15 protein-coding genes and 1 tRNA gene are annotated in these 20,062 nt (G+C 67.7%); 10 read left to right on the top strand and 6 right to left on the bottom strand.

Annotated features, from left to right (window positions below; all coding sequences use genetic code 11):
* The first annotated feature begins 22 nt into the window (after window positions 1-22).
* The 3 genes from ACZ3I4_RS12295 to ACZ3I4_RS12285 all read left to right on the top strand — a co-directional run bounded on the left by ACZ3I4_RS12295 (window position 23) and on the right by ACZ3I4_RS12285 (window position 1,838).
* Window positions 23-301, top strand: coding sequence for a hypothetical protein (locus ACZ3I4_RS12295; protein WP_465381954.1), 279 nt, complete (start codon window positions 23-25; stop codon window positions 299-301).
* Window positions 302-453: 152 nt separating this feature from the next.
* Window positions 454-1,035, top strand: a complete 582-nt coding sequence (locus ACZ3I4_RS12290; RefSeq protein ID WP_465381953.1) for a dihydrofolate reductase family protein — start codon at window positions 454-456, stop codon at window positions 1,033-1,035.
* Window positions 1,035-1,838 carry an MBL fold metallo-hydrolase gene (locus ACZ3I4_RS12285; RefSeq protein WP_465381952.1) on the top strand — a complete coding sequence of 268 codons (804 nt, stop codon included), beginning with the start codon at window positions 1,035-1,037 and terminating at the stop codon, window positions 1,836-1,838. Before ACZ3I4_RS12290 ends, ACZ3I4_RS12285 begins: the two co-directional genes overlap by 1 nt.
* Here the strand turns inward: ACZ3I4_RS12285 and ACZ3I4_RS12280 are convergent.
* On the bottom strand, window positions 1,835-3,409 hold the full coding sequence (locus ACZ3I4_RS12280; protein ID WP_465381951.1) for a fibronectin type III domain-containing protein: 1,575 nt from the start codon (window positions 3,407-3,409) through the stop codon (window positions 1,835-1,837). The two genes, ACZ3I4_RS12285 and ACZ3I4_RS12280, sit on opposite strands and share 4 nt — an antisense overlap.
* A gap of 67 nt (window positions 3,410-3,476) precedes the next feature.
* Here ACZ3I4_RS12280 and ACZ3I4_RS12275 point away from each other — a divergent pair, with 67 nt between their 5' ends.
* Entirely contained in the window at window positions 3,477-4,379 is a 903-nt protein-coding gene (locus tag ACZ3I4_RS12275; RefSeq protein WP_465381950.1) for a hypothetical protein, read from the top strand.
* An 11-nt stretch (window positions 4,380-4,390) separates the two neighbouring features.
* Here the strand turns inward: ACZ3I4_RS12275 and ACZ3I4_RS12270 are convergent, their stop codons facing one another.
* From ACZ3I4_RS12270 to ACZ3I4_RS12255, 4 genes are all read right to left on the bottom strand, one after another.
* The gene (locus ACZ3I4_RS12270) at window positions 4,391-4,576 is read right to left on the bottom strand and encodes a DUF4236 domain-containing protein (RefSeq protein WP_465381949.1); all 186 of its coding nucleotides are present in this window, start codon (window positions 4,574-4,576) and stop codon (window positions 4,391-4,393) included.
* A 64-nt stretch (window positions 4,577-4,640) separates the two neighbouring features.
* Window positions 4,641-5,096 carry an RrF2 family transcriptional regulator gene (locus ACZ3I4_RS12265; RefSeq protein WP_184956002.1) on the bottom strand — a complete coding sequence of 152 codons (456 nt, stop codon included), beginning with the start codon at window positions 5,094-5,096 and terminating at the stop codon, window positions 4,641-4,643.
* 65 nt (window positions 5,097-5,161) lie between these two features.
* Window positions 5,162-6,031 carry a helix-turn-helix transcriptional regulator gene (locus ACZ3I4_RS12260; protein ID WP_465381948.1) on the bottom strand — a complete coding sequence of 290 codons (870 nt, stop codon included), beginning with the start codon at window positions 6,029-6,031 and terminating at the stop codon, window positions 5,162-5,164.
* Window positions 6,032-6,228: 197 nt separating this feature from the next.
* On the bottom strand, window positions 6,229-6,660 hold the full coding sequence (locus ACZ3I4_RS12255; protein ID WP_020514863.1) for an SsgA family sporulation/cell division regulator: 432 nt from the start codon (window positions 6,658-6,660) through the stop codon (window positions 6,229-6,231).
* 276 nt (window positions 6,661-6,936) lie between these two features.
* Here ACZ3I4_RS12255 and ACZ3I4_RS12250 point away from each other — a divergent pair, with 276 nt between their 5' ends.
* Both ACZ3I4_RS12250 and ACZ3I4_RS12245 read left to right on the top strand, forming a co-directional pair.
* Window positions 6,937-7,338 carry a TIGR02611 family protein gene (locus ACZ3I4_RS12250; RefSeq protein WP_465381947.1) on the top strand — a complete coding sequence of 134 codons (402 nt, stop codon included), beginning with the start codon at window positions 6,937-6,939 and terminating at the stop codon, window positions 7,336-7,338.
* A 51-nt stretch (window positions 7,339-7,389) separates the two neighbouring features.
* Window positions 7,390-7,461, top strand: a tRNA-Val gene (locus ACZ3I4_RS12245).
* Between the two features lie 223 nt (window positions 7,462-7,684).
* On the opposite strand, the gene ACZ3I4_RS12240 is transcribed toward ACZ3I4_RS12245, so the two are convergent.
* Entirely contained in the window at window positions 7,685-8,362 is a 678-nt protein-coding gene (locus tag ACZ3I4_RS12240; RefSeq protein ID WP_465381946.1) for a site-specific integrase, read from the bottom strand.
* A 554-nt stretch (window positions 8,363-8,916) separates the two neighbouring features.
* On the opposite strand from ACZ3I4_RS12240, the gene ACZ3I4_RS12235 reads away from it, so the two are divergent.
* The 4 genes from ACZ3I4_RS12235 (at window position 8,917) to ACZ3I4_RS12220 (ending at window position 20,054) form a co-directional block, all read left to right on the top strand.
* Window positions 8,917-9,237 carry a hypothetical protein gene (locus ACZ3I4_RS12235; protein ID WP_465381945.1) on the top strand — a complete coding sequence of 107 codons (321 nt, stop codon included), beginning with the start codon at window positions 8,917-8,919 and terminating at the stop codon, window positions 9,235-9,237.
* A gap of 355 nt (window positions 9,238-9,592) precedes the next feature.
* A complete protein-coding gene (locus ACZ3I4_RS12230) occupies window positions 9,593-10,855 on the top strand; it encodes a hypothetical protein (RefSeq protein ID WP_465381944.1) in 1,263 nt (420 codons plus the stop codon).
* Window positions 10,856-10,930: 75 nt separating this feature from the next.
* Complete coding sequence (locus ACZ3I4_RS12225) at window positions 10,931-13,081, top strand: LamG domain-containing protein (RefSeq protein ID WP_465381943.1); 2,151 nt, start codon at window positions 10,931-10,933, stop codon at window positions 13,079-13,081.
* A 100-nt stretch (window positions 13,082-13,181) separates the two neighbouring features.
* Window positions 13,182-20,054: an RHS repeat-associated core domain-containing protein gene (locus tag ACZ3I4_RS12220; RefSeq protein ID WP_465382422.1), complete on the top strand. Its 6,873-nt coding sequence runs from the start codon at window positions 13,182-13,184 to the stop codon at window positions 20,052-20,054.
* Window positions 20,055-20,062: the final 8 nt, after the last annotated feature.

Raw genomic sequence — 20,062 nt, 5'->3', positions numbered from 1 at the left:
GCCCCGGGTGGATCATCGACGGGTGACGTTCTCGCTGACCACCCCGCCGTTGTTCGCCGCGCTGGCCCCGGCCCGTCGTGTCCTGATCGCCGGCGCGGGCGGAGGTTTCGACGTGTACGCCGGCCTGCCGCTCGCGCTGGCCCTGTGGAACCGCGGCGTCGAGGTGCACCTGGCCAACCTGTCGTTCTCGGAACTGGAACTGGTCGACCGCGGGTCGTGGGCCAACGAGCACGTGGTCGCGGTGACGCCCGCCTCGACCAGCCCCGACTGGCACTTCCCGGAGGGCACGCCGGCCAAGTGACGGCCAGATCGCGGCGGCCGTGGGCGGCGAGGTCCAGTTCACCCGGCGTACGAGCGGGAGCACGCTGTTCGTCAATCCGCTGATGGCTGAGGACCACTTGACCTCTCCCTATACTAGTTGCAAATTGCAACCACTATGGCGAGGAGGGGACGATGGGCCGCTTCCAGTACTGGATGAACGTGTCCCTCGACCTGCGGATCGAGCAGGCTCCCGGCGACGAGGGCGGGGGCGATTGGATGCGCATCGACGAGGAGGTGCACCGGGAGTTCAACGCCCGGGCGCGCACGCTCGCGGTCCTCGTCCAGGGCCGGGTCATCTACGAGACGATGGAAGGGTTCTGGCCGCAGGCGCGCGAGGACGCTTCGGAGCCCGACTTCATGCGGGAGTACGGCGAGATCTGGACCTCCGCCCCCAAGGTGCTCGTCTCCCGCACCCGCGACAGCGCCGATCACAACACCCGGATCATCGGCGGGGACGACGCGATCGAGCAACTGGCCGCGCTCCGGGACGCCACCGACGGCACCCTCGGTGTGGGCGGCGCGACGCTGGCCACCCAGCTGCTCCGGGCCGGGATCCTCGACGAGCTGCTGCTCTTCACCCACCCGGCGATCCTCGGCTCCGGCCGGCCGCTGTTCGACGACGGGGCCATGCCGGTCGAGCTCGACCTGCTCGAGCAGCGGTCGTTCAAGCAGGGCGTCACGATGCACCACTATGCGATCCGGCCGGCCAGCTGATGCTGACGCAGGTCGCTGAGGGCGTGCAGGTCCACGAGAGCGAATTCATCAAGAGCAACGCCATCGTCGTGCAAGGCCGCGACGGCGTGGTGCTCATCGACCCGGGGGTGCAGGAGCACGAGCTGGCCTGCCTCGCCTCCGACCTGGCCGGCCGGACCGTGGTCGCCGGGTTCTCGACCCACGATCACTGGGATCACCAGCTCTGGCATGCCCGGCTCGGTTCGGCCCCCCGTTACGGCACGGCCCGCTGCGCGGCCGCCGTCCACGCCGAGCTGTCCGACCCCGAGGCCAAGGCCCGCATCGCCGAGCACCTGCAACCGACCGGCCTCGCCGACCAGATTCCGCTCGACCTGTACGGCCTGATCACCGCCCTGCCGGCGGGCGCGGCGGAGATCCCGTGGGACGGCCCGGTCGTCCGGATCATCGAGCATCAGGGGCACGCCGCGGGCCACGCGGCGCTGTACCTCGAGGAACGCGGGGTCCTCGTCGCCGGGGACATGCTCTCCGACGTCCTGGTCCCGATGCTCGACTGGCAGGGCGCCGACCCGGTCGGGGACTATCTCGACGCGCTGCGGCTGCTGGAGAAGGTGGCGGGCGACGCCGGCACCGTCGTCCCCGGCCACGGTTCGGTCGGCGGAGCCGGTCAGGCGCGGGCCCGGATCGAGCAGGACCGGGCGTACGTGCTCGCCCTGCGCGACGGCCGCGATCCCGCCGACCCTCGGATCGGCCCCTCGGCCCGGCCCGGGTGGGAGTGGGTGACCGACGTGCACAACGGCCAGGCCGGGCGCTTCAGCCAGGCTTAGCGTTTGGTGCAGGCCGGGACCGAGCGGGCGATGTTGTTGGTGGCGTAGGCGACCGAGATCGTGAAGCAGTAGTTCGTGGTCTCGTTCAGGCCGTAGACGACGTAATCGGTGCTGCCCGCCGGGAGCTGCTGGAACGGCTTCTGCGGCTGACCGGCCCGGCCGCCCGAGACCAGGATCGGTCCCTCGGAGTTTCGCGGGTAGGTCCACTGCAGCAGGACGCTGTCGCGGTTGTCCCGCAGCTTGACGGCCGTGGGCGCGCCCGGGTCGGCCTTCGGCGGGCGAGTCGTCGCCGAGGCGGCCGGGGCCGGCGCCGAGGACACGGGCGCGGCGGCGGTCGGTGGCGGGGCAGCGGCCGGCCCCTCCGAGCCGTCGGCGTCGGGGAGAGTCAGGGCGACGACCGCGACGGCGGCGGCCACCCCGGCGACCAGCACGGCCGCCACGACGAAGGGCTGGCGGCGGCGGGGGGCGGGGGCGGGCTCCGTGCGTACGGGAAGCCGTTCGGTGTTGGGTGGCAGGGTGAACGTCGAAGCGGGGGCCGAACCGACCGGCTGAGGACGGCCGTCCGGACCGTAATCGGGGGCGCGGCGGCCGGGCATGGGCGGCGGCGTGTCGGCGCGGGCATGCCGGCCCTGCAGGTCGCCCGGCTCCTGATGCACGTCGGCCAGATAGAGCGGCTGCTGATAGACCGTGCCGTTGGGGTCGGTCGGGCGGTTGTCCGGCGGCGGCGAGCCGGGATCGTCGGGCGGGAACTCCTCGGGGTCGGGCACCGTGGGCCGCCGCGGGAAGGGCAGGGAACGCACGCCGGGGGCGCCGACCGTGGTGACGCCCGGACCGTCGGATTGCGAGACCCGCCCGCAGACGTGCTTGCCCGACGGCGCGGCCTGCACGAGCGCGGCCACCTGGCGTACGAGAGGATGATCGAAAGGCAGGTAGCGCGCGCACAGCTCCTGCGCCTTGGCCAGGTGCTCCCGGGACTCGGCGTCGCGGCCGCACTCACGTTCCATCGCGCCCAGGCGGGCCAGCATCTTGATGCCGGCCGGGGACGCGTCGCCGTAGCGCTGACTGTGCCGCCGCCACGCCGCGGCGAGCCGGGACCGGGCGGCCGTGCAGTGACCCGCCGCATGCTCGGCCGTGGCCAGGTCGGCCTCGGCCGCCAGCACCCGCGGGGAGTCGGCCCCTTCGAGCTCGGTCAGGTCGCCGACGAGCTGGCGGTAGACCTGCGCGGCCTTCCCGAAATGGCCGCCGCGCTGCAGGACCGCCGCGTGGGTGGCCGCCGCGCCGATCGTACGGTCGTGGTGGGGGCCGTGCAGGCGCTCCTCGGCGGCGTGGGCGTAACCGGCCCAGAGCCGGGCGCCGTGGGCGTCACCGAGGGCGATCAGGATGCGGGCGTGCAGGGCGGCGGCCATGGCGAGGTCGGCGGTCGCGTGACGGGGGTCGGTGGCCTCGGCCGGGTCGAGCACATTGGCCAGCACACGCCGGGCCCCCGCGAGGTCGCCGGCCGACGACAACGTCTGGGCGCGCGCGGTGAGTTCGGCGAGCGGAGGAGGGGCCACGTGTCCCATAGTGCTCATGTGACCACTGTAGGTACAAGTGCAAGGTTGCGATCAGCTCGCGGATCGGACACTGTAGAACTCCCTTATGCCCTCTGAAGCGATCGCCCGAATCAAGCAGGAACTGCTGGTCCGCTACCTCGAGGCCTGGGCTCCGGCCGCGCTGCACCGTGCCCGGCGTGTGATTTACGTCCATGGCTACGCGGACGCCGACGGTGGCGCCGCGGCCGAGGCGGCGATGCGGGTCCTGGCCGAGCAGTCCGATCTCGTACGCGGCCGCGAGCTGGCCATGGTGGCCACCGGCGACGACCTGGGCGAGATCGGTCCACGGCTGTCGGCGATCGCCGGGCAGTCGGGCGCGGGAGCCGGCCTGGCCGTGCACACCATTTCCGGCGGAACGGACGGAACGCTGCCCGTCGGGCTCAAGGCGATCGGTGCTCAACGCGTACCGCTGCTGGGGTGCCTGGACGCGGCGAACGGGACAGTGCCTCCGGCGCCCGCCACGGTGGCCGCCCTGACCGGGGGCAAGCCGGCCGAGGTGCTGCTGATCCTGCCGCCCGGGGCCACAACCGATTCCTACCGTACGGGCTGGCCCCTGTTCACCCAGGTCGAGCTGGCCGTCTCGGACGAACCGGGCCAGCTATTAGTGTTCGGTGCGACGGCCGGCAAGAGCCTCGAAGGCTTCAAGGAGGCTTTGTGGTCGGTCGACGAGTTCGCGGGCGTACGGTATCGGGACCCGGGCGACCCCGACCGGCATCTGATCGACATTTCCCTGACGCCGCATCCCGGTCCGCTGCGACGCGAAATCCTCGCGCATCTGGAATCCGCGGGTGAGGCGACGGTGACCGAACTGCGCACTTTCGCGCTCACCGAGACGGTCTATCGGGCCGCCGACGCCACCCGGGTGCTGCACGCGCTCGTCGACGCGGGAACTGTCACCCGCCGACCCTCAGAGGGACGGCTCGGCGGGGACGTCGTCATCTCGCTCTAGTGTTCGCTACGTCAGGACCGGCTCTTGTTCTTGTCCTGCTTCCAGGAGAACGGACCAGGCAGGTCGTAGCGGTGCGCCCGGCTCTTCGAGTTCCAGGACCAGCGGCCGATCTTGAGGCTCCACGAGGAGTAGCCGTTCTCGGTGAAGTTCAGGATCAACGGGCCGAACTTCTTACGCTTGCGGAAAACGAGGCCCATCGGTACGTCCCTCCAAGGTTCGTCGGATGGCCGTTCGATTCCCGATGCGGCAAATCGGCAAACGTCAGCGTGGTTGCCACGCGTCGGGGCGGGTAGTCAGCTTGCGGACGTGCGCCGGCATGCGGCCGCTGATCAGCTCGGCCAGGTTGACCTCGTCGACCACCTCGCGCACCGCGGCGCGGACGGCAACCCACAGGTTGGGAAGGTTTTCCGCGGCGCCGGTGTAACGAGTCTCTTCCGGACGGAGACCGCGAACCCCGGCCAGCGGCCCGTCGACCGCGCGCAGGATCTGACCGATAGTCACGTCGCGGGGGGACTGTGACAGCGTGTAGCCACCCTCGGCGCCGCGCTGGGCCCGCACGACCCCGGCGCGGCGCAGGTCGGCCAGCACCGCCTCGAGGAACTTGCGGGGCATTTCCTGATCCTGGGCGATGGCCTGGGCAGACATCAGGGCCGGGTAAGCCCTAGCCAAGCTCAGGGCCGCCCGGACCGCATAGTCGCCGCGCGCGGAGATCTGCACGTATTCATCATGCCCCCTCCGCGCCACTGACTCGCACATACCCCACGGTTTTATGGGAATTACGCTCAGTCAGATGATCGTCGCTGTGCGGGAATGATCCCCCGCGGCTCCCCCGAAGCCTCCGACCGGAAGTGGCCAGGGCTCATCCCGACCTCGCGATGGAAGAAGCGACCGAAGTTCGTCGGCTCGGGAAAGCCCAGGTGACGGCCGACCTCGGCCACCGACAGCGGCGTGCACGCGAGCAGCCGGCGGGCCTCCAGCGCGACCCGGTCGTCGACCACCTGCTTCGCCGTGCGGCCCGTGACGGACAGGCAAGCCCGGGTGAGCGTACGCACGGAGCAGCCGAGCTCCTCGGCATAGTCCTCGACCCGGCGGCTGTGCGGGTGGCCGGCCTCGAGCAGACCCCGGAACCGGGTGTAGGTGCGGCTCTCGGGGCCGGGCGGCCCGCCCGAGCTGAGCAGGGCCAGGCGCAACAGCAGCACGCGCAGCTGGTGACGCAGCAGGTCGGCCGCGATCGAACTCGGCTCGTGCCGCTCGGAGTCGACCGCGAGCTGGGTGAACTCGCTGATCACCGCGTCCTCGTCCTCGCCGCGCAGCTGCCAGCGGTTCTGCAGGGGAATCTCCTCCCCGTGCTCGCCGCCGTGCTCCCGCAGCAGGGCGGAGTCGAACGTGATCACGGAGGCGCGCAGACCGTTGCGCCCGACCCGCAGCGCCTGACCCGGGCGGACCCAGAGCAGGGTGCCGGGACGGCACGCGTGCCCGAAGAAGTCGACCTCGACCGTGCCGTGACCGGCCGTGGCCAGCACCAGCACGTGGTAGGGAAGGCGGACCGGCGGCTGGGCCGAGCCGGCGTCCAGAGCGCAGGTGCCGACGCCCGCCCAGCCGGGCGGGCGGAACGTGATCGCGGTTTCGTGCCGCGCAGCTGCAGTGGACATCGCGCCACGACGGTAACCGGCGCCGACCAGCGATGCACGAGGCAAAACCCGGGCACCGCCCGGCTGTCGCCTATACGCCTCATCGAACGGCATTTATGGGGCGAATGTCCGGTTATTTGGATAGCGGGCGGTTTATGCAAAAGGCGACCCGTACGGACCGGCAGTGTCCGAACGGGTCGCCCGTCGTATTTCAAGTGCTATCGGCCGGCCAGCAACCGATTCACTGCCGCATCGACGTCCAGATGTTCCGATTCCCGGCCGCGCGGCACCACCACATAGGTGCGACGGAGGAAACGGACAAGGACACTGCGAGGCACCTCGAACAACGCATTGCCGTCAGGCGACGACAAAGCGAGGGCCACGAAGTCGCCCCGCGGCGTGGCCCACGGCCACACCCGGACGTCCCCGATGCCCGCAGGCTCATCGAGCCCGGTGACGAGCAGTTCCCGCGCAAAGGACCAGCTCACGGCTTCCCCACCGGCTGATTCTGCGTGGAACAAAACGTGCACCGCATAAGGGTCGGCTGGGTCGTACCGCAGACTGGCACGCACGGGCAGAGCCGTGGCATCAGGCGCTACGAGCCGCAGCGAGGTCTCGACCTCGACGGTCGTTGGACGAATGGTACTCATGGACGAACTCCCCCCGGCACCGCTGCGAGGCTGGTGAACCCCGCGTTTCCCATACTCAGGTGATCCCTGTCGTTACGCTCCGCCATACGCTGATCTCACCCAGTAGTGGGAAGACGGTTCCGAAAACCCTTTAGCACAAGACGTAAAGCGATATCTTGTCCTGTTCTGCCCAAGTACTCGGTTCCGCCCGGCGTCGGGTGGTCCAGCAGTTGACTTACTCCGGTAACGTCCATTTCTCCCGGGTGGTGACGGGGCTCCGGAACACTGGGGGATGAAATGACTACGAAACCGGACGAAGACCGGGCCTCGCCGGGTGTGCTGGATAAGATCCGAGCCAACCCCACGGGCCGGCTCGCGCTCAAAATCTCCATCGCAGTGCTCGGCGCCATCGTCGTCGCCGTCGGCATCGTGGCGATCCCGCTCCCCGGCCCCGGCTGGGCCATCGTGATCGCCGGCCTGGCCATCTGGGCCATCGAATTCGCGTGGGCCCGACACCTGCTCGAGTTCACCAAGAAGCACGTCCTGTCCTGGACGCACTGGATCGCCCGCCAGTCGTGGCCGGTGAAGGCGGCGGTCGGCGTGGCCACGTTCATCTTCGTCAGCGCCGTCGTCTACGTGTCGTTCCGCCTCAGCTTCGGCATCGACCTGATCGAGGTAGGCCGCGACTGGCTGTCGTGACCCCCTGTTCGCACCCGGGCGGCCGCATCTAGTACAGTCATGACGCGTTGAGGGCGATTAGCTCAGCGGGAGAGCGCTCCGTTCACACCGGAGAGGTCACTGGTTCGATCCCAGTATCGCCCACGTATTTCCGCAGCTCAGGCTGCTGATCACTGATCTTGTCGATCGAGGATTGCACCTGTTTGGGTGGTATTTTTGCTCCCCTGGTAACGGCATCTCTCCACCTCGGCCATTACCGGTGCAGGTTGAGTTCCCGCCTTGACCAGGTGATTTCCTAATTTTCTGACTGTTTTCGCTCCTCCAGGGCCGTTGCCTGCCCGGAGCGTTCTCCCGGATGGGTGTTCGGCTACCAGTGGCCGCCGGCGTTGAGCCATCGCTGTTGGAGCCCGGCGAGTAGGCGCTCGGTCATCGTCGGGGTGGTGTGGGCGTAGACGCCTCGGATGCCTGGGAGTTGGTGCCCGAGGCGTTGGGCTTGGACGACTTCGGGGACGTTGTCCTCGTCCATCCAGGTGCGGTGGGTATGGCGCAGGTCGTGGAAGTGCAGTCCGGTCGATATCGGCTTCCACTCTCGAGTGGGATTGCCGTCGCAGGCGGAGCGCCAGCACCGGTAGGCGAAGTTGGTTCGCCATATCCACCGGCCGGTCGGCGTGCAAAAGACCATGTCGTACGGATGCGCTCGTAGGAGTTGTTCGAGGCCGTCCACGAGCAGCGGCGGAAGGGCGACGTCACGGACGGCGGCGGGTGTCTTCGGTGGTCCGAGGTATTGGTGGCCGGCGACCTCGTGCAGCGCGCCGCTGGTGGCGGCGACGTGGATGACAGCGCGGTCGAGGTGGAGGTTAGTTCGGGTCAGGGCGGTGAGTTCGCTGATCCGCATGCCGGTGTAGGCGGCGGTGATGACCAGGGTTCGGGTGCTCGGGTCGGGCATGCGGGCGGCGATCTGCTCGACTTGATGGGCGGTGGCGAAAGGGGCGTTGTTCGCGGGCCTGTCGCGGAGCCGGAGCCGGGCAGTGGGGTCGAAGAGCATGAGGTGGTCGTCGATAGCTTCGCGAAGTAGGAGTCCGAGCAGGGTGATGACGTGCCGGACGCTGCTGTCGGCGATCTGGCTTGCCGGTCGGCGTCGTCCCGGCTTGCGTGGGTGCTGTCAGTGACGATGTGACCGGAGCGGCGGTAACGTACCCGGTACCGGCCGGCGTGTGCTTCCACCCAGGCCATCGTGACCTCCCGTGACCGGCGCTGACATCAGCGCGCTGCGTCCCTTTTGACTGTGCCGGTTCTTGCGGACCGGCGGGAGGGCCTCGCGGCAAGTGCAGCCAGATGGACGACAACGTCCGGTGCTCCGCCAAGCCAGCAGGCCCTGGTGGAACAGAAGGTCGGTGGGTACTCGGCTGGTGGCTGATCAGTCCCGGTAGGGTCTGCTTCCCGGTTGATAGTTGGGGAGGCGCGGGAGTGAATTGGTGGGCTGCCATCGTGGCAGCGGAGTCCAGCAGTGATGTTTCGTACAGCGCCGGCTATGCGGCCGGCCGGGTCACGTGCTGCGTGATCGCTGTTGGCGGCATTGTGGCGGCAATCGTGATGGCGGTGCGTTCGTCACGTCGGCGTTCCGCGCCTAAGAACTTCGGGCCGGGACCCTATCCGCCGCAGGGTTATTACCCACCCCAGTCGCCCGGCCAATATCCGCCGCAGGCCCATCATCCGCAGGGCTATTACCCGCCGCCGCCTGGTCAGTATCCGCCGCAGGCCCACCATCCGCAGGGCTATTACCCGCCGCCGCCTGGTCAGTATCCGCCGCAGGCCTACCACCCGCAGAACGGCGGTCACCCCCAGCAGGGCGGCTACCCCCAGCAGGGCGGCTACCCCCAGCCGGCCGAGCCTCAGAGCGAGCCTCCGCCTCCCGGCTGACCCGGTCGCGTGCCGTGACGTGACGGGTCCTTCGGGGCCTGCTGGAGGACACCTCGCCCGACCCGGGTACATCCAGCGTGAAGCCCGGTTTCGGGATGGCCGGTGTCGTAGTACTGCGGCGGTCTTCTCTGCGGCCGCGCCATGGTCGGGCATTGACGGTGTCGGCCGCGGCCGCATGCCGATCGGGTCACCGGCTCGCCGGGTCAGCCGACAGAGTTCATCGTCTCGATCTTGAAAACTGTGAAGTCCTTCAATACGATCAGCGCCGATGTAACGCTCGGTGTCGGTCCTTTCACCCCGTGCGTCTGGCTGTGGTCGTAACGGGGGCTTGGTCGTGGGTAGTTGGGGTTCCGCCGTGCGCGGACTGTTTGGCTCGATCGTTTTGGCTGCTGGTGCGGTAGTCGGCGTTCCGGCAGCGCAGGCACTCGCAGAACTAACGCCTGCGCCGGTGAAGGTGTCCGCTGAGAAGCAAGCGCTGACCTCGGCGGCGGACTCCGGGGTGCCGGTTCAGGTGGCCGGTTCGCAGACGGAGACCTCGCGTGCCTGGGCGACGCCCGCAGGGGAGTTGCGGTACGAGGCGCACGCCGTGCCACGCTGGGTGGGCACGCCCACCGGCGGCTGGCGGCAGATCGACAAGCGGCTGCAAGCCACTGGCGGTGTGGTGAGCCCGGTAGCGACGCTGGCCGACACGCGTTTTTCGGCCGGAGGGTCGGCTCCGGTCGTCACGGTGCCGTTGGCTGACGGCTCTGTGTCGTTCTCCTGGCCTACTACGCTGCCCCCACCAAGGCTCGAGTACGACACGGCGATTTACGAGTCGGTGCTTAGCGGGGTGGACCTGCGGGTGCGGGCTCTGGAGGACGGCTTCACGTGGGCCTTGGTCGTGAAGTCGCAGGCGGCCGCCGCGAACCCGCTTCTCGATGCTGTTCGGATGACCGTGACCGCTCGGGGGCTGACGGCGGCGACCGATCCGGACGGAGGTTTCGACGTTCGAGACGGTTCCGGACAGGAGATTCTGTCGGCTGAGCGGGCGGTGATGTGGGATGCCGCCGGTGTTTCCAGCGCCGCGCGGGCTGCCTTGGCCAAGGGCGACGACCCGGCAGGGTTGTTGACGGCGGCGCCGGAGATGTCCCGGCGGGCTGAGCTGGACACGCGGATCGATGCGGGCAGTCTGGTGATTACCCCGAACCTGTCGGTGCTGCGCGGCCCGGATGTGGTGTATCCGGTGGTGATCGACCCGTCCACCACGATCAACCGGTTGCGGTGGGCGTACACGAATGAGACCAACGCCAACAAGAACGACGGCATCGCCCGCGTCGGTAACGACCCGGACGGCACCGGGATCGAGCGGTCGTTCTTCGCCTTCAACCTGGCACCGCTGGCCGGTAAGCAGATCATCAGGACGACGTTCCGCACACTGCTGACGCACTCGTACTCATGTGACTCGACCCCGGTCAGCCTGTGGCGCTCGGCGGACCTGACCGCGTCGGGACGTCAGGCGTGGGACGGTCCGGACCTGCAGAAGTGGATTCAGCAGATCTCCGCGCACGCTCACAAGCCGTCCACTGGGCCCGGATGCAGCAATGACCCGCAGCCGGACTTCCCGATGGAGTTCGTCTAGGACGCCCTGCGCTCGGACATCGATGCCGCCAAAGGGCAGACGAACTACACCGTCGGGCTCGCGGCGGGTAACTCGGTGCGGGCGGGCGAGTCGAATATCGAGAACTGGAAGAAGTTCGGCCCGACCGGCACGTGGCTGTCGGTGGTTTACAACACCCCACCGACGAAGCCCACCGCGTCGGATATGAAGGAGACTTCCGACTTCACGGCTCCTGAGCTCACCTGCGGGACGTCGAGCAGCTGGCCGATGGTCCGCTCGAGGACGCCCTGGCTCAAAGCCATCGTCCGGGACGGCGACGGCTCCAACAGCAGCACGTTGAGCGCCGAGTATGTGCTGCAGCGCTACGACGTCGCCTCCGGTAAAGGCACGGCAGTGCCGCTCAGTATTCGTGTCAAGAGTGGCGTTCCCCCCGGCAGCAAGGCGGCGCTGCAGGTCAAGAACGGTATCGCTGATCAGAATGTGCTGCGCTGGCAGATCCAGGTAACTGACTCGCTGGGCGCCACATCGGCCTGGTCGGACTGGTGCTACTTCCAGGTGGACATGACCGCGCCCAAGGGTGAGCCCGGCGTGATCAGCGCAGACAATATGTATCCGGAGGTGACCGCGGACGGCACGGTCCACGGGGCCAACGGGCGGTCTGGTCAGTTCACCTTCAGCGCCAACGACAATGCCGATGTCGCGTCGTACAACTATCGCCTCAACGCCGGCGCCGAGTTCACCGCCAGCCCACCCTCCTTCGGCGGTTCCGCCACAGTCTGGGTGACGCCTACACAACTGGGCAGCAACGTACTGACCGTACGCATGAAGGACCGGGTGGGTAACCAGTCCGAGCCCCGGGAGTACGAGTTCGATGTCAACGAGGGCGACAATCCCGTCGGCCACTGGGCCTTTGACGAGGGAACAGGCAGTACGGCTGCTGGTGGCCCGGCGGGGGCATTGCAGCTGAGTAATAGTGCCGCCTGGACCGAGGACCGCATCGTCGGAGCACGAGAGGGCGGCGTTGCCGCGAAAGCGGTGCAGTTCAACGGCACCAGCCAGTCCGCCGACAGCACCACGGGCGTGCTCGACACGTCCAAGAGCTTCAGCGTTTCGGCATGGGTGAAGCTCAACAAGGTCGACACCACCTATCAGACGGTGATCAGCCAGGCGGGTTCCTACACCAGCGCCTTTTACCTACAGGCGCAACCGGCCAGCGTCAACAAGTGGCGGTTCGTGCGTACCTCGGGTGACGTCGCCGGGTTCAGTTCAGCGATCGCCATGTCGACGACGGCTCCGCGGGCGGGGGTGTGGACCCATGTGGCGGGTGTCTATGACGCCGGTACTCAACAGGTGCGCCTCTACGTCAACGGGGTCCTCGAAGGTTCCGCCGCGTTCAGCCCGTCCCAGGCGTGGAAGGCCGCCGGTCCGCTGCATCTGGGCAAAGCAAAGACGTCCAGCGGCGCGTACAGCAATTACGGTGCCATGGCTGTCGGCGAAGCCCGGGTCTGGGACCGGGTCGTCGACCCACGACTGGACCTCAAGCAGCTGGTGGAGCCGGTCGAGGTGGCACGCTGGGAAATGGAGGACTTCGACGACGATCTGCCGCGTGAGGCTTCCGACGACTCGACCTTCAGACGGTCACTCACGTTGACCGAGTCCGCGCACGCAAGCAATCCGTCCGGGCGTTCTGTGCAATGGACCGGCGACGGCTACAGCTTGTCCGGCGGTCTGGTGTTCGACGGTGCGTCCGGGGCGGCCGCCTCCACAAGCCAGGTGGTGCGCACCGATCAGTCCTTCTCGGTCAGCACCTGGGTCCGCCGGGACAGCAACACCGGCTTCCAGGCCGTCTGGGGTCAGGACGGTACGTCCAACAGCTCCGCCTACGTGCGTTTCCAGGACAACTTTACCGGAGGCGCCTGGGTGTTCGGCATGCGCACCAAGGACGACACGACCGGTGTTCAGGTTGCCGCGTACGCGGTCGGCGCGACCTCCGCATGGACCCATCTGGTGGCGACGTATGACGCCCAGGCCGGCGTCATGACCCTGTACGTCAACGGCGGCCGAGATCAGGCGACGGCCAGCGCCGCCTACCGTCCGACCTGGGGCTCGACCGGCCCGTTCGGGATCGGACGGGTCAAGTACCAGGGTGGCTACGAAAGCTACTGGAACGGTGCGATCGACCGCGTCCGGGTCTGGCAGGGCGTGCTGTCCCCGGACACCGTTGCCGCGCTGGCGTCCGAGGCCTGACATGACCCACTTCACCCGCCCCCGCCCTACGGACTGCCTGGAGGCAGCTGTGTCCGCCAGCCGTGCCCGCCGTCTGCTTCCGGGACGTGTCTTGCCCGCCGTGATGCTCGGGGCGGTCGCCGTCACCACGGTGATCGCCGTTCCTCCTGGGCAGGCGGAGGCCGCCGAACCGGTCAGGCCGTACGTCGCGCAGAAGTACAAGCCGGTACCTGTCGCCGAACCACCGGCCGCGAAGGTGACCCGCACACCGGACCCGACGATCGCCGCAGCCAGAGTGACCGCCCCGGCGCCGGTATGGCAGTCGGCAGGCGTCGCCGAGGCCGCGCTGCCGGCCCGCGCTGCCGGGGCGAAGGCGGCCGGTACGGGTTCGGTCCGGGCGGGCAGGTTGCCGGTACTGGTGGCGCAGGCCGCGGGGAGTCCGGCCCGTGCGGCCGGCACGGTACGGGTGCAGACCTTCGACCAGGCAGCCGCCGGCCGGGCCGGCGTCAACGGTCTGCTGATGCGCGTCAGCGCTCCGGGCGCGAGCACCCCGTCCTCGGTCGAGGTGAGCGTGGAGTACGGCGCCTTCGCGACCGCGTTCGGCGCCGACTGGGCCTCCCGTCTGCGGCTCGTCGCGCTTCCGGAATGCGCGGACGGTACGGCCTGCAAGCTTGTCGAGCTGCCCACCCGCAACAACGTCCAGAACCAGAAAGCCACTGCCACCGTCCAGGCGGTCACCGCGGCAGGCACGATGGTGGCGCTGGCGGCCGGGCCGTCCGGCGGCGCCGGTACCTTCACCGCCAGCGACCTCAAGCCGTCGTCGACCTGGGGCCACAGCGGGTCCACCGGTGACTTCACCTGGTCCTATCCGATGCAGGTACCGCCGTCGGCCAGCGGACCGGCCCCGCAGATCGGTTTGTCCTACTCGGCGCAAAGCGTCGACGGCCGTACCGCGGTGTCGAACAACCAGCCGGGCCCGGTCGGTGAGGGCTTCGACATCACCCAGGCCTACATCGAGCGTCGGTACAAGACCTGCTCGGACGACATGGGCGGTGGCGCCAACAACACGACCAAGACCGATGACCTGTGCTGGGGCACCGACAACGCGATCCTGTCGATGCAAGGCCGATCCGGCGAGCTGCTCAAGAGCTCCGATGGTCGCTGGCACTCCACGGCCGAAGACGGCGCCAAGATCGAACTTTTGACCACCAGCGTTTTCACCAACGGCGCCTACAAGAACGAGTACTGGAAGCTCACCGCGGCCGACGGTACCGAGTACTGGTTCGGCCGGCATCAGCTGCCGGGCTGGACGACCGGACGGCCCACCACCAATTCGGTGCTGACGGTGCCGGTGTTCGGCAACCACGCCAACGAGCTCTGCAACGCAGCAACGTTCGCCGCGTCCAGTTGTGCGCAGGCCTGGCGGTGGAATCTCGACTACGTAGTCGACCCGCACGGCAACACCATGTCGTACTGGTACAGCCGGGACACCAACAAGTACGCCCGCAACGCCGTCTCCACCACTCCAGTCGACTACTACCGCGCCGGCCACCTGGAGCGCATCGACTACGGCACCGACAACCGCGACGGCACCGAATACACGGCGACCACCCCGTACATCAACGCCCCGCAGCAGGTCGTCTTCACCAACTCCGAGCGCTGCAAGGCCAACTGCACCACGTTCACCGAGACGGCCTGGCCGGACACCCCGGTCGACCTGGACTGCACCCGGGCGCCGAACAACACCAAGTGCCTGATCGGCTCGCCCACGTTCTGGTCATCCAAGCGTGTCACCCAGGTCACCACAAAGGTCTCCGGTGCCGACGTCGACCGGTGGACCCTCGACCAGGACTGGCTCAACCAGGGCGACGACATCCGCAAGGGCCTGTGGCTCAAGGGCATCAGCTACACCGGCCTCAACGGTGGCTCCGTCACCTACCCGTCCGTCACCTTCTCCGGCATTCAGAAGGACAACCGCGTCGACGCCAACGGCTCCGACTGGGCTCCGGCCATGACCAGGTGGCGCGTCAACTCGATCCGCAACGAGACCGGCGGCGAAATCTTCGTCACCTACAGCGACCGGGACTGCATCGCCAAGACCCGCGTCCCCACCAAGGACACGATCGACAAGAACCCGCTGCGGTGCTACCCGGTCAGGTGGCAGCCGCAAGGGCAGACCGGCGACGTCACCGACTACTTCCACAAGTACGTCGTCACCGACATCCGCGAAACTGATCACGCCGGCGGGTCCAAGCCAATGCTGACCCACTACGACTACCTCAACCCCAAGAACCTGCCGCTGTGGCACCACGACGACGATGACGGCCTCGTCCCGGTGTCCAAGAAGACCTGGGGCGACTGGCGTGGTTACCCCACGGTTGTCACGACCATCGGTGAACCCGGCGAACAGACCAAAACCGAGACGCTGTACTTCCGCGGCATGCACGGCGACCTGCTCGCCGACGGCACCAAGCGCACCGTGACCGTCGACGGCCGCGACGGCGGGCCGGCAACCGACTACGACGCCTTCGCCGGCAAGCCGCGCGAGCAGATCAGCTGGAACGGTTCGTCGATCAGCAGCGCCACCGTCACCGACTGGTGGCAATCGGCGCCCAGCGCCAGCCGCACCATCGGCCAGAGCACCGTCGAAGCCCGCTACTACGCACCCGAGACGGTACGGACACGTGTCGCGCTCGACGGCGGAGAGTGGCGCCGCACCAAGACGATCAACAAGTACGACGACTACGGCCTGGTCACCCAGACCGCCGACCTCGGCGACGAAGCCACCACGACCGACGACCAGTGCGAAGTCACCGAGTACGCGCGCCGCGCCGAGGCCACCGGGCCGTGGCTGCTCACCCCGGTCAAACGCAGCCACAGCTGGTCCGGCTCCTGCGCCACCGGCCCCATTCGGGACACCCAGGTCATCAGCGACACCCGATACAGCTTCGACAACGGCGACTACGGCGACGCCCCCACCACCGGCAAGATCACCAAAACGGAGACGATCAGCGGATTCAACGGGGGCACCCGCGCCTACCACGTCGACGGCACCGCCAAGTACGACCCACAGGGCCGCATCACCGACGCGACCGACGTCACCGGCGCTAACACCCACACCGACTACACCCCTGCCGCCGGCGGCCCGCTCACTAAAACCGTCGTCACCAACGCCCTCAACTGGGCTACCACCACGGAGTTCAACCCGGCCCGGAGCCTGCCCACCAAGGTGACCGACCACAACAAGCGCGTCACCGAGGTCACCTACGACCCGGCCGGCCGTACGTTCAGCGTGTGGTCTCCGAGCCGTCCGCGGGGAACGTGGGAGACCGCGCCCACCACCAGCTACGTCTACACGATCATCAAGGCGGACGGCGACACGGTGAAAGACGCGTCGGTCCTCACCACTAAGACGCTTGACGCCAACGGCAAATACCAGACGACCTACGCCCTGTACGACGGGCTGAGCCGCCCCCGGCAGACCCAAGCCATGGCCCTTGGCGGCGAGACCCCGACCGAGAAGATCGTCACCGACACCTTCTACGACTCCGCCGGTCGCCTCTGGAAAAGCAACGACGCGCACGTTATGCCCGGCCTGCCCACCGGAAAGGTTCGCGACGGGCTGGGTGAAGACCTCGACATGCCGCGGCAGAACCGTTTCGTCTACGACGCGGTCGGCCGGCTGACCGACACCATCCTTGTGTCCGAGAACAAGGAGAAGTGGCGGACCACCACCAGCTACCACGGCGACCACACCGATGTCACCCAGCCCGAAGGCGGAATCGGCACCTCGACCTGGACCGACGCCCGCGGCCGCACCACCGCACTGCGCGAGTTCCACAGCCGCACCCCCGCCGGCGCCTACGAGGAGACGACGACCCAGTACAGCCCGCTCGGCAGCCTCGAAAACGTCCGGGACGCCGCCGGTAACGTCTGGACCTTCGACTACGACATCCGCGGCCGGCAGACTTACACCACCGACCCCGACCGCGGTGCCGTAAGGCAGACGTACAACGTCAAGGACCAGCTCGAGACCGTCACCGACGCCGAGAACCAGACTCTGGCCTACACCTACGACGCGATCGGTCGTAAGAAGAGCGTGCGGGACGGCAGCATCACCGGGACGGTGCGCGCCGACTGGACTTACGACACTCCCTACTTGGGCGCCACCGCCAAGAGCACCCGGTACGTCGGCACCAATGCCTACAGCACCGAATTGCTCACCGCAGACGCCGAGTACCGGCCCACCCAGATCCGCACGACCATTCCCTCCGTCGCCGGTGAGCAAGGCCTGGCCGGCACCTACAGCACCCGCTACACCTACAAAGCCGACGGGTCACCCAACAGCATCACGCTGCCGGCAGTGGGCGGGCTCGCCGGCGAAACTCTGACGTACGAGTACGACCCCACATACGCCGTGCCGACGAGCCTCAAGACGAACTACTCCGGTGCCGCCTACTACGTCAACCTGGCCACCTACACCAACCTGTACGAGCCGAGTAGCATCTCGCGCTCTACGCAGCTGACCGGCGCCGGGTTTGTCTCGTCCTCGCAAACTTATGAGGAGTCCACCGGCCGGATCATCCAGCGCCGCACCGGCCGCAATGTCGGTACCTCGGTCATCGCCAACACCGAGATCAAGTACGACGCCGCCGGCAACGTGCTCTCGCTCGACGACAACGCCGCCGCCGGCCGCGACAAACAGTGCTTCCAGTACGACTACCTGCGCCGCCTGACCGAGGCCTGGACACCCGCCTCCTACGACTGCAGCAACCTGCCGGCTTCCACCGGCCAGCTCGGCGGCCCGGCACCTTACTGGCAAAGCTGGGAATTCGGCGCCCCCGATGACCCGATCGGCCGCACCGGGAACCGGCTCAAAGAGGTCGACCACACCGCGGCCGGCAACGTCGTCACCGACTACACCTACCCGCAAGCCGGCGGAGCGCAGCCCCACGCGGTCACCACCGCCAAGCGCACCGAGGGCACCTCCGCCGTCACCACCGGATACACCTACGACAAGAACGGCAATACCAAAACCCGCCCCGGTGACCACGGACAACAGGCCCTGACCTGGGACCCCGAAGGTAAACTCGCCACCCTCACCGACGAAGCCGGCCCCAACAGCTACCTCTACGACGCCGACGGCAACCGGCTGATCTCCCGCGACCCCGCCGGCATCACCCTCGAGGTCGGCGGCGCCCAAGTCCGTCTCGCCAAGGGTGCCACCCAGGCCACCGCAACCCGCTACTACTCCTTCAGCGACCAGCTCATCGGTCAACGCGACGCCACCGGCCTCCGCTGGCTCGCCACGGACCACCAGGGAACAAGCAGCGCGACGGTCACCGCTGACGCCCAGCAAACCCTCACACTGCGCCGCCAGACTCCCTACGGTGAGGACCGCGGACCCGCAGCCCCATGGGTCAACTCCCGCGGCTTCCTCGGCGGCCAAGAAGACCCGACCGGTCTCACCCACCTCGGCGCACGAGAGTACGACCCCGGCCTGGGCAAGTTCATCTCGGTCGACCCGATCCAGGACCTCGGCAACCCCCAGCAATGGAACGCCTACACCTACTCCACCAACAACCCAATCACCTTCTCCGACCCGAGCGGCCTGATAGCCCGCGAGAACGCCGAAGGCGGGGCCGCCGCGCCGACCTCGGGCGGCAACGACTCTTCCTCGGGCGGCGGCACGTCCTCGGGCGGCAGCACGTCATCGGGCAACGGAGAGCCGCGCCGGCAAGGCACCACGGCGAACAGCTCCCACGGCCACTCGCCATGGAAAGCAGGCGTCAAGGGCGTCATCAACAGCGTCTACGACCAGACCGTCGGTGGCTTCGTCGACATGTTCTCTGCCACCTACGACCAGGCACAACAAGACGCCGTTGCCATCAACAACGGCGAGATGACCCTCACCGACGCGATCTGGGGCCAAACGAAACGAACCTTCTGGGGCGGCGGCGGAAGCCTGCCCGGCACCATCAAGATGGTCAAAGACATCTACGAGCAAGGCAAAGCAGCAGCAACCGCAGACAACGCTGCAGACCGGTCCTATCACGCCGCCTACTTCGCCACCACCGTGGTAGGCCTTGTGCTCGGCGGTAAAGGCGTCAAGGGAGCCAAGGGCACCAAGGGTGGCGCGGCCACGACCACTAAGGGCGGCGCCGCTCGAGTGGCCGAGAAGTGCGACAGCTTCGCGCCGGGCACCTTAGTGCTCCTTGCTGGTGGAGCCACTAAAGCCATCGAGGACCTCGACATCGGTGACGAAATCGTCGCCACCAACACCGAAACAGGTGAAACCTCCGCCGAAACCGTCGAGGCAATCCGCGACAACCTCGACCAAGAGTTCGCCGACATCACCGTCACCGCTGAGGGCGGGAAATCGGCGGTAATCGAAACCACCGAACATCACCTGTTCTGGAGCGACAGCCTTGGCGTTTGGAAGACGGCGGCGGAACTTCGATCAGGTGAACGGCTGACATCGACGGATGCGGGCGCAAGTGCCGAAGTTTCAAAGGTTGAGACCTTCGACGGGTTACGTCAGATGTTCAACCTCACGGTCTCCAACGTCCACACGTACTATGTGCTCGCCGGCACAACACCGGTACTGGTTCACAATTGCGGTGACACTCCGTCGGGAGTTGGCTGTAATTGCGCACCTGCGACCGGTGCGGGTCCAAACGTGCCGCCAATTCGCGCCGAAGGGCCGTGGACTCTGGGCGACATTGGTCGTGGTGCACATGGGTTGCGCCCGAATCATTTGGGTGACCGGATTGAGATTCACCATGCGGACCAAATGCCCGGGTCGCCTATTCATGAACTTGATCAGGTAGTTCATCGGGGTCCCGGCTCTCAACTCCATCCGAACGCCAATAACCAAGGCGTTACCGGAGCGATGCGCGCGGAAGATACCCAACTACACTGGTGGTATCGCTCACAGGAGCAGGGTTGGGGTCACTATGGGCCGGACCTCTGGTACGACAACTGGCCGGGCTAGCAGGAAGC

The sequence above is a fragment of the Actinoplanes sp. NPDC021490 genome (assembly GCF_055562135.1).
Note: the sequence above shows the minus strand (reverse complement) of the source record. Positions and strands in the feature narration are given on the sequence as shown.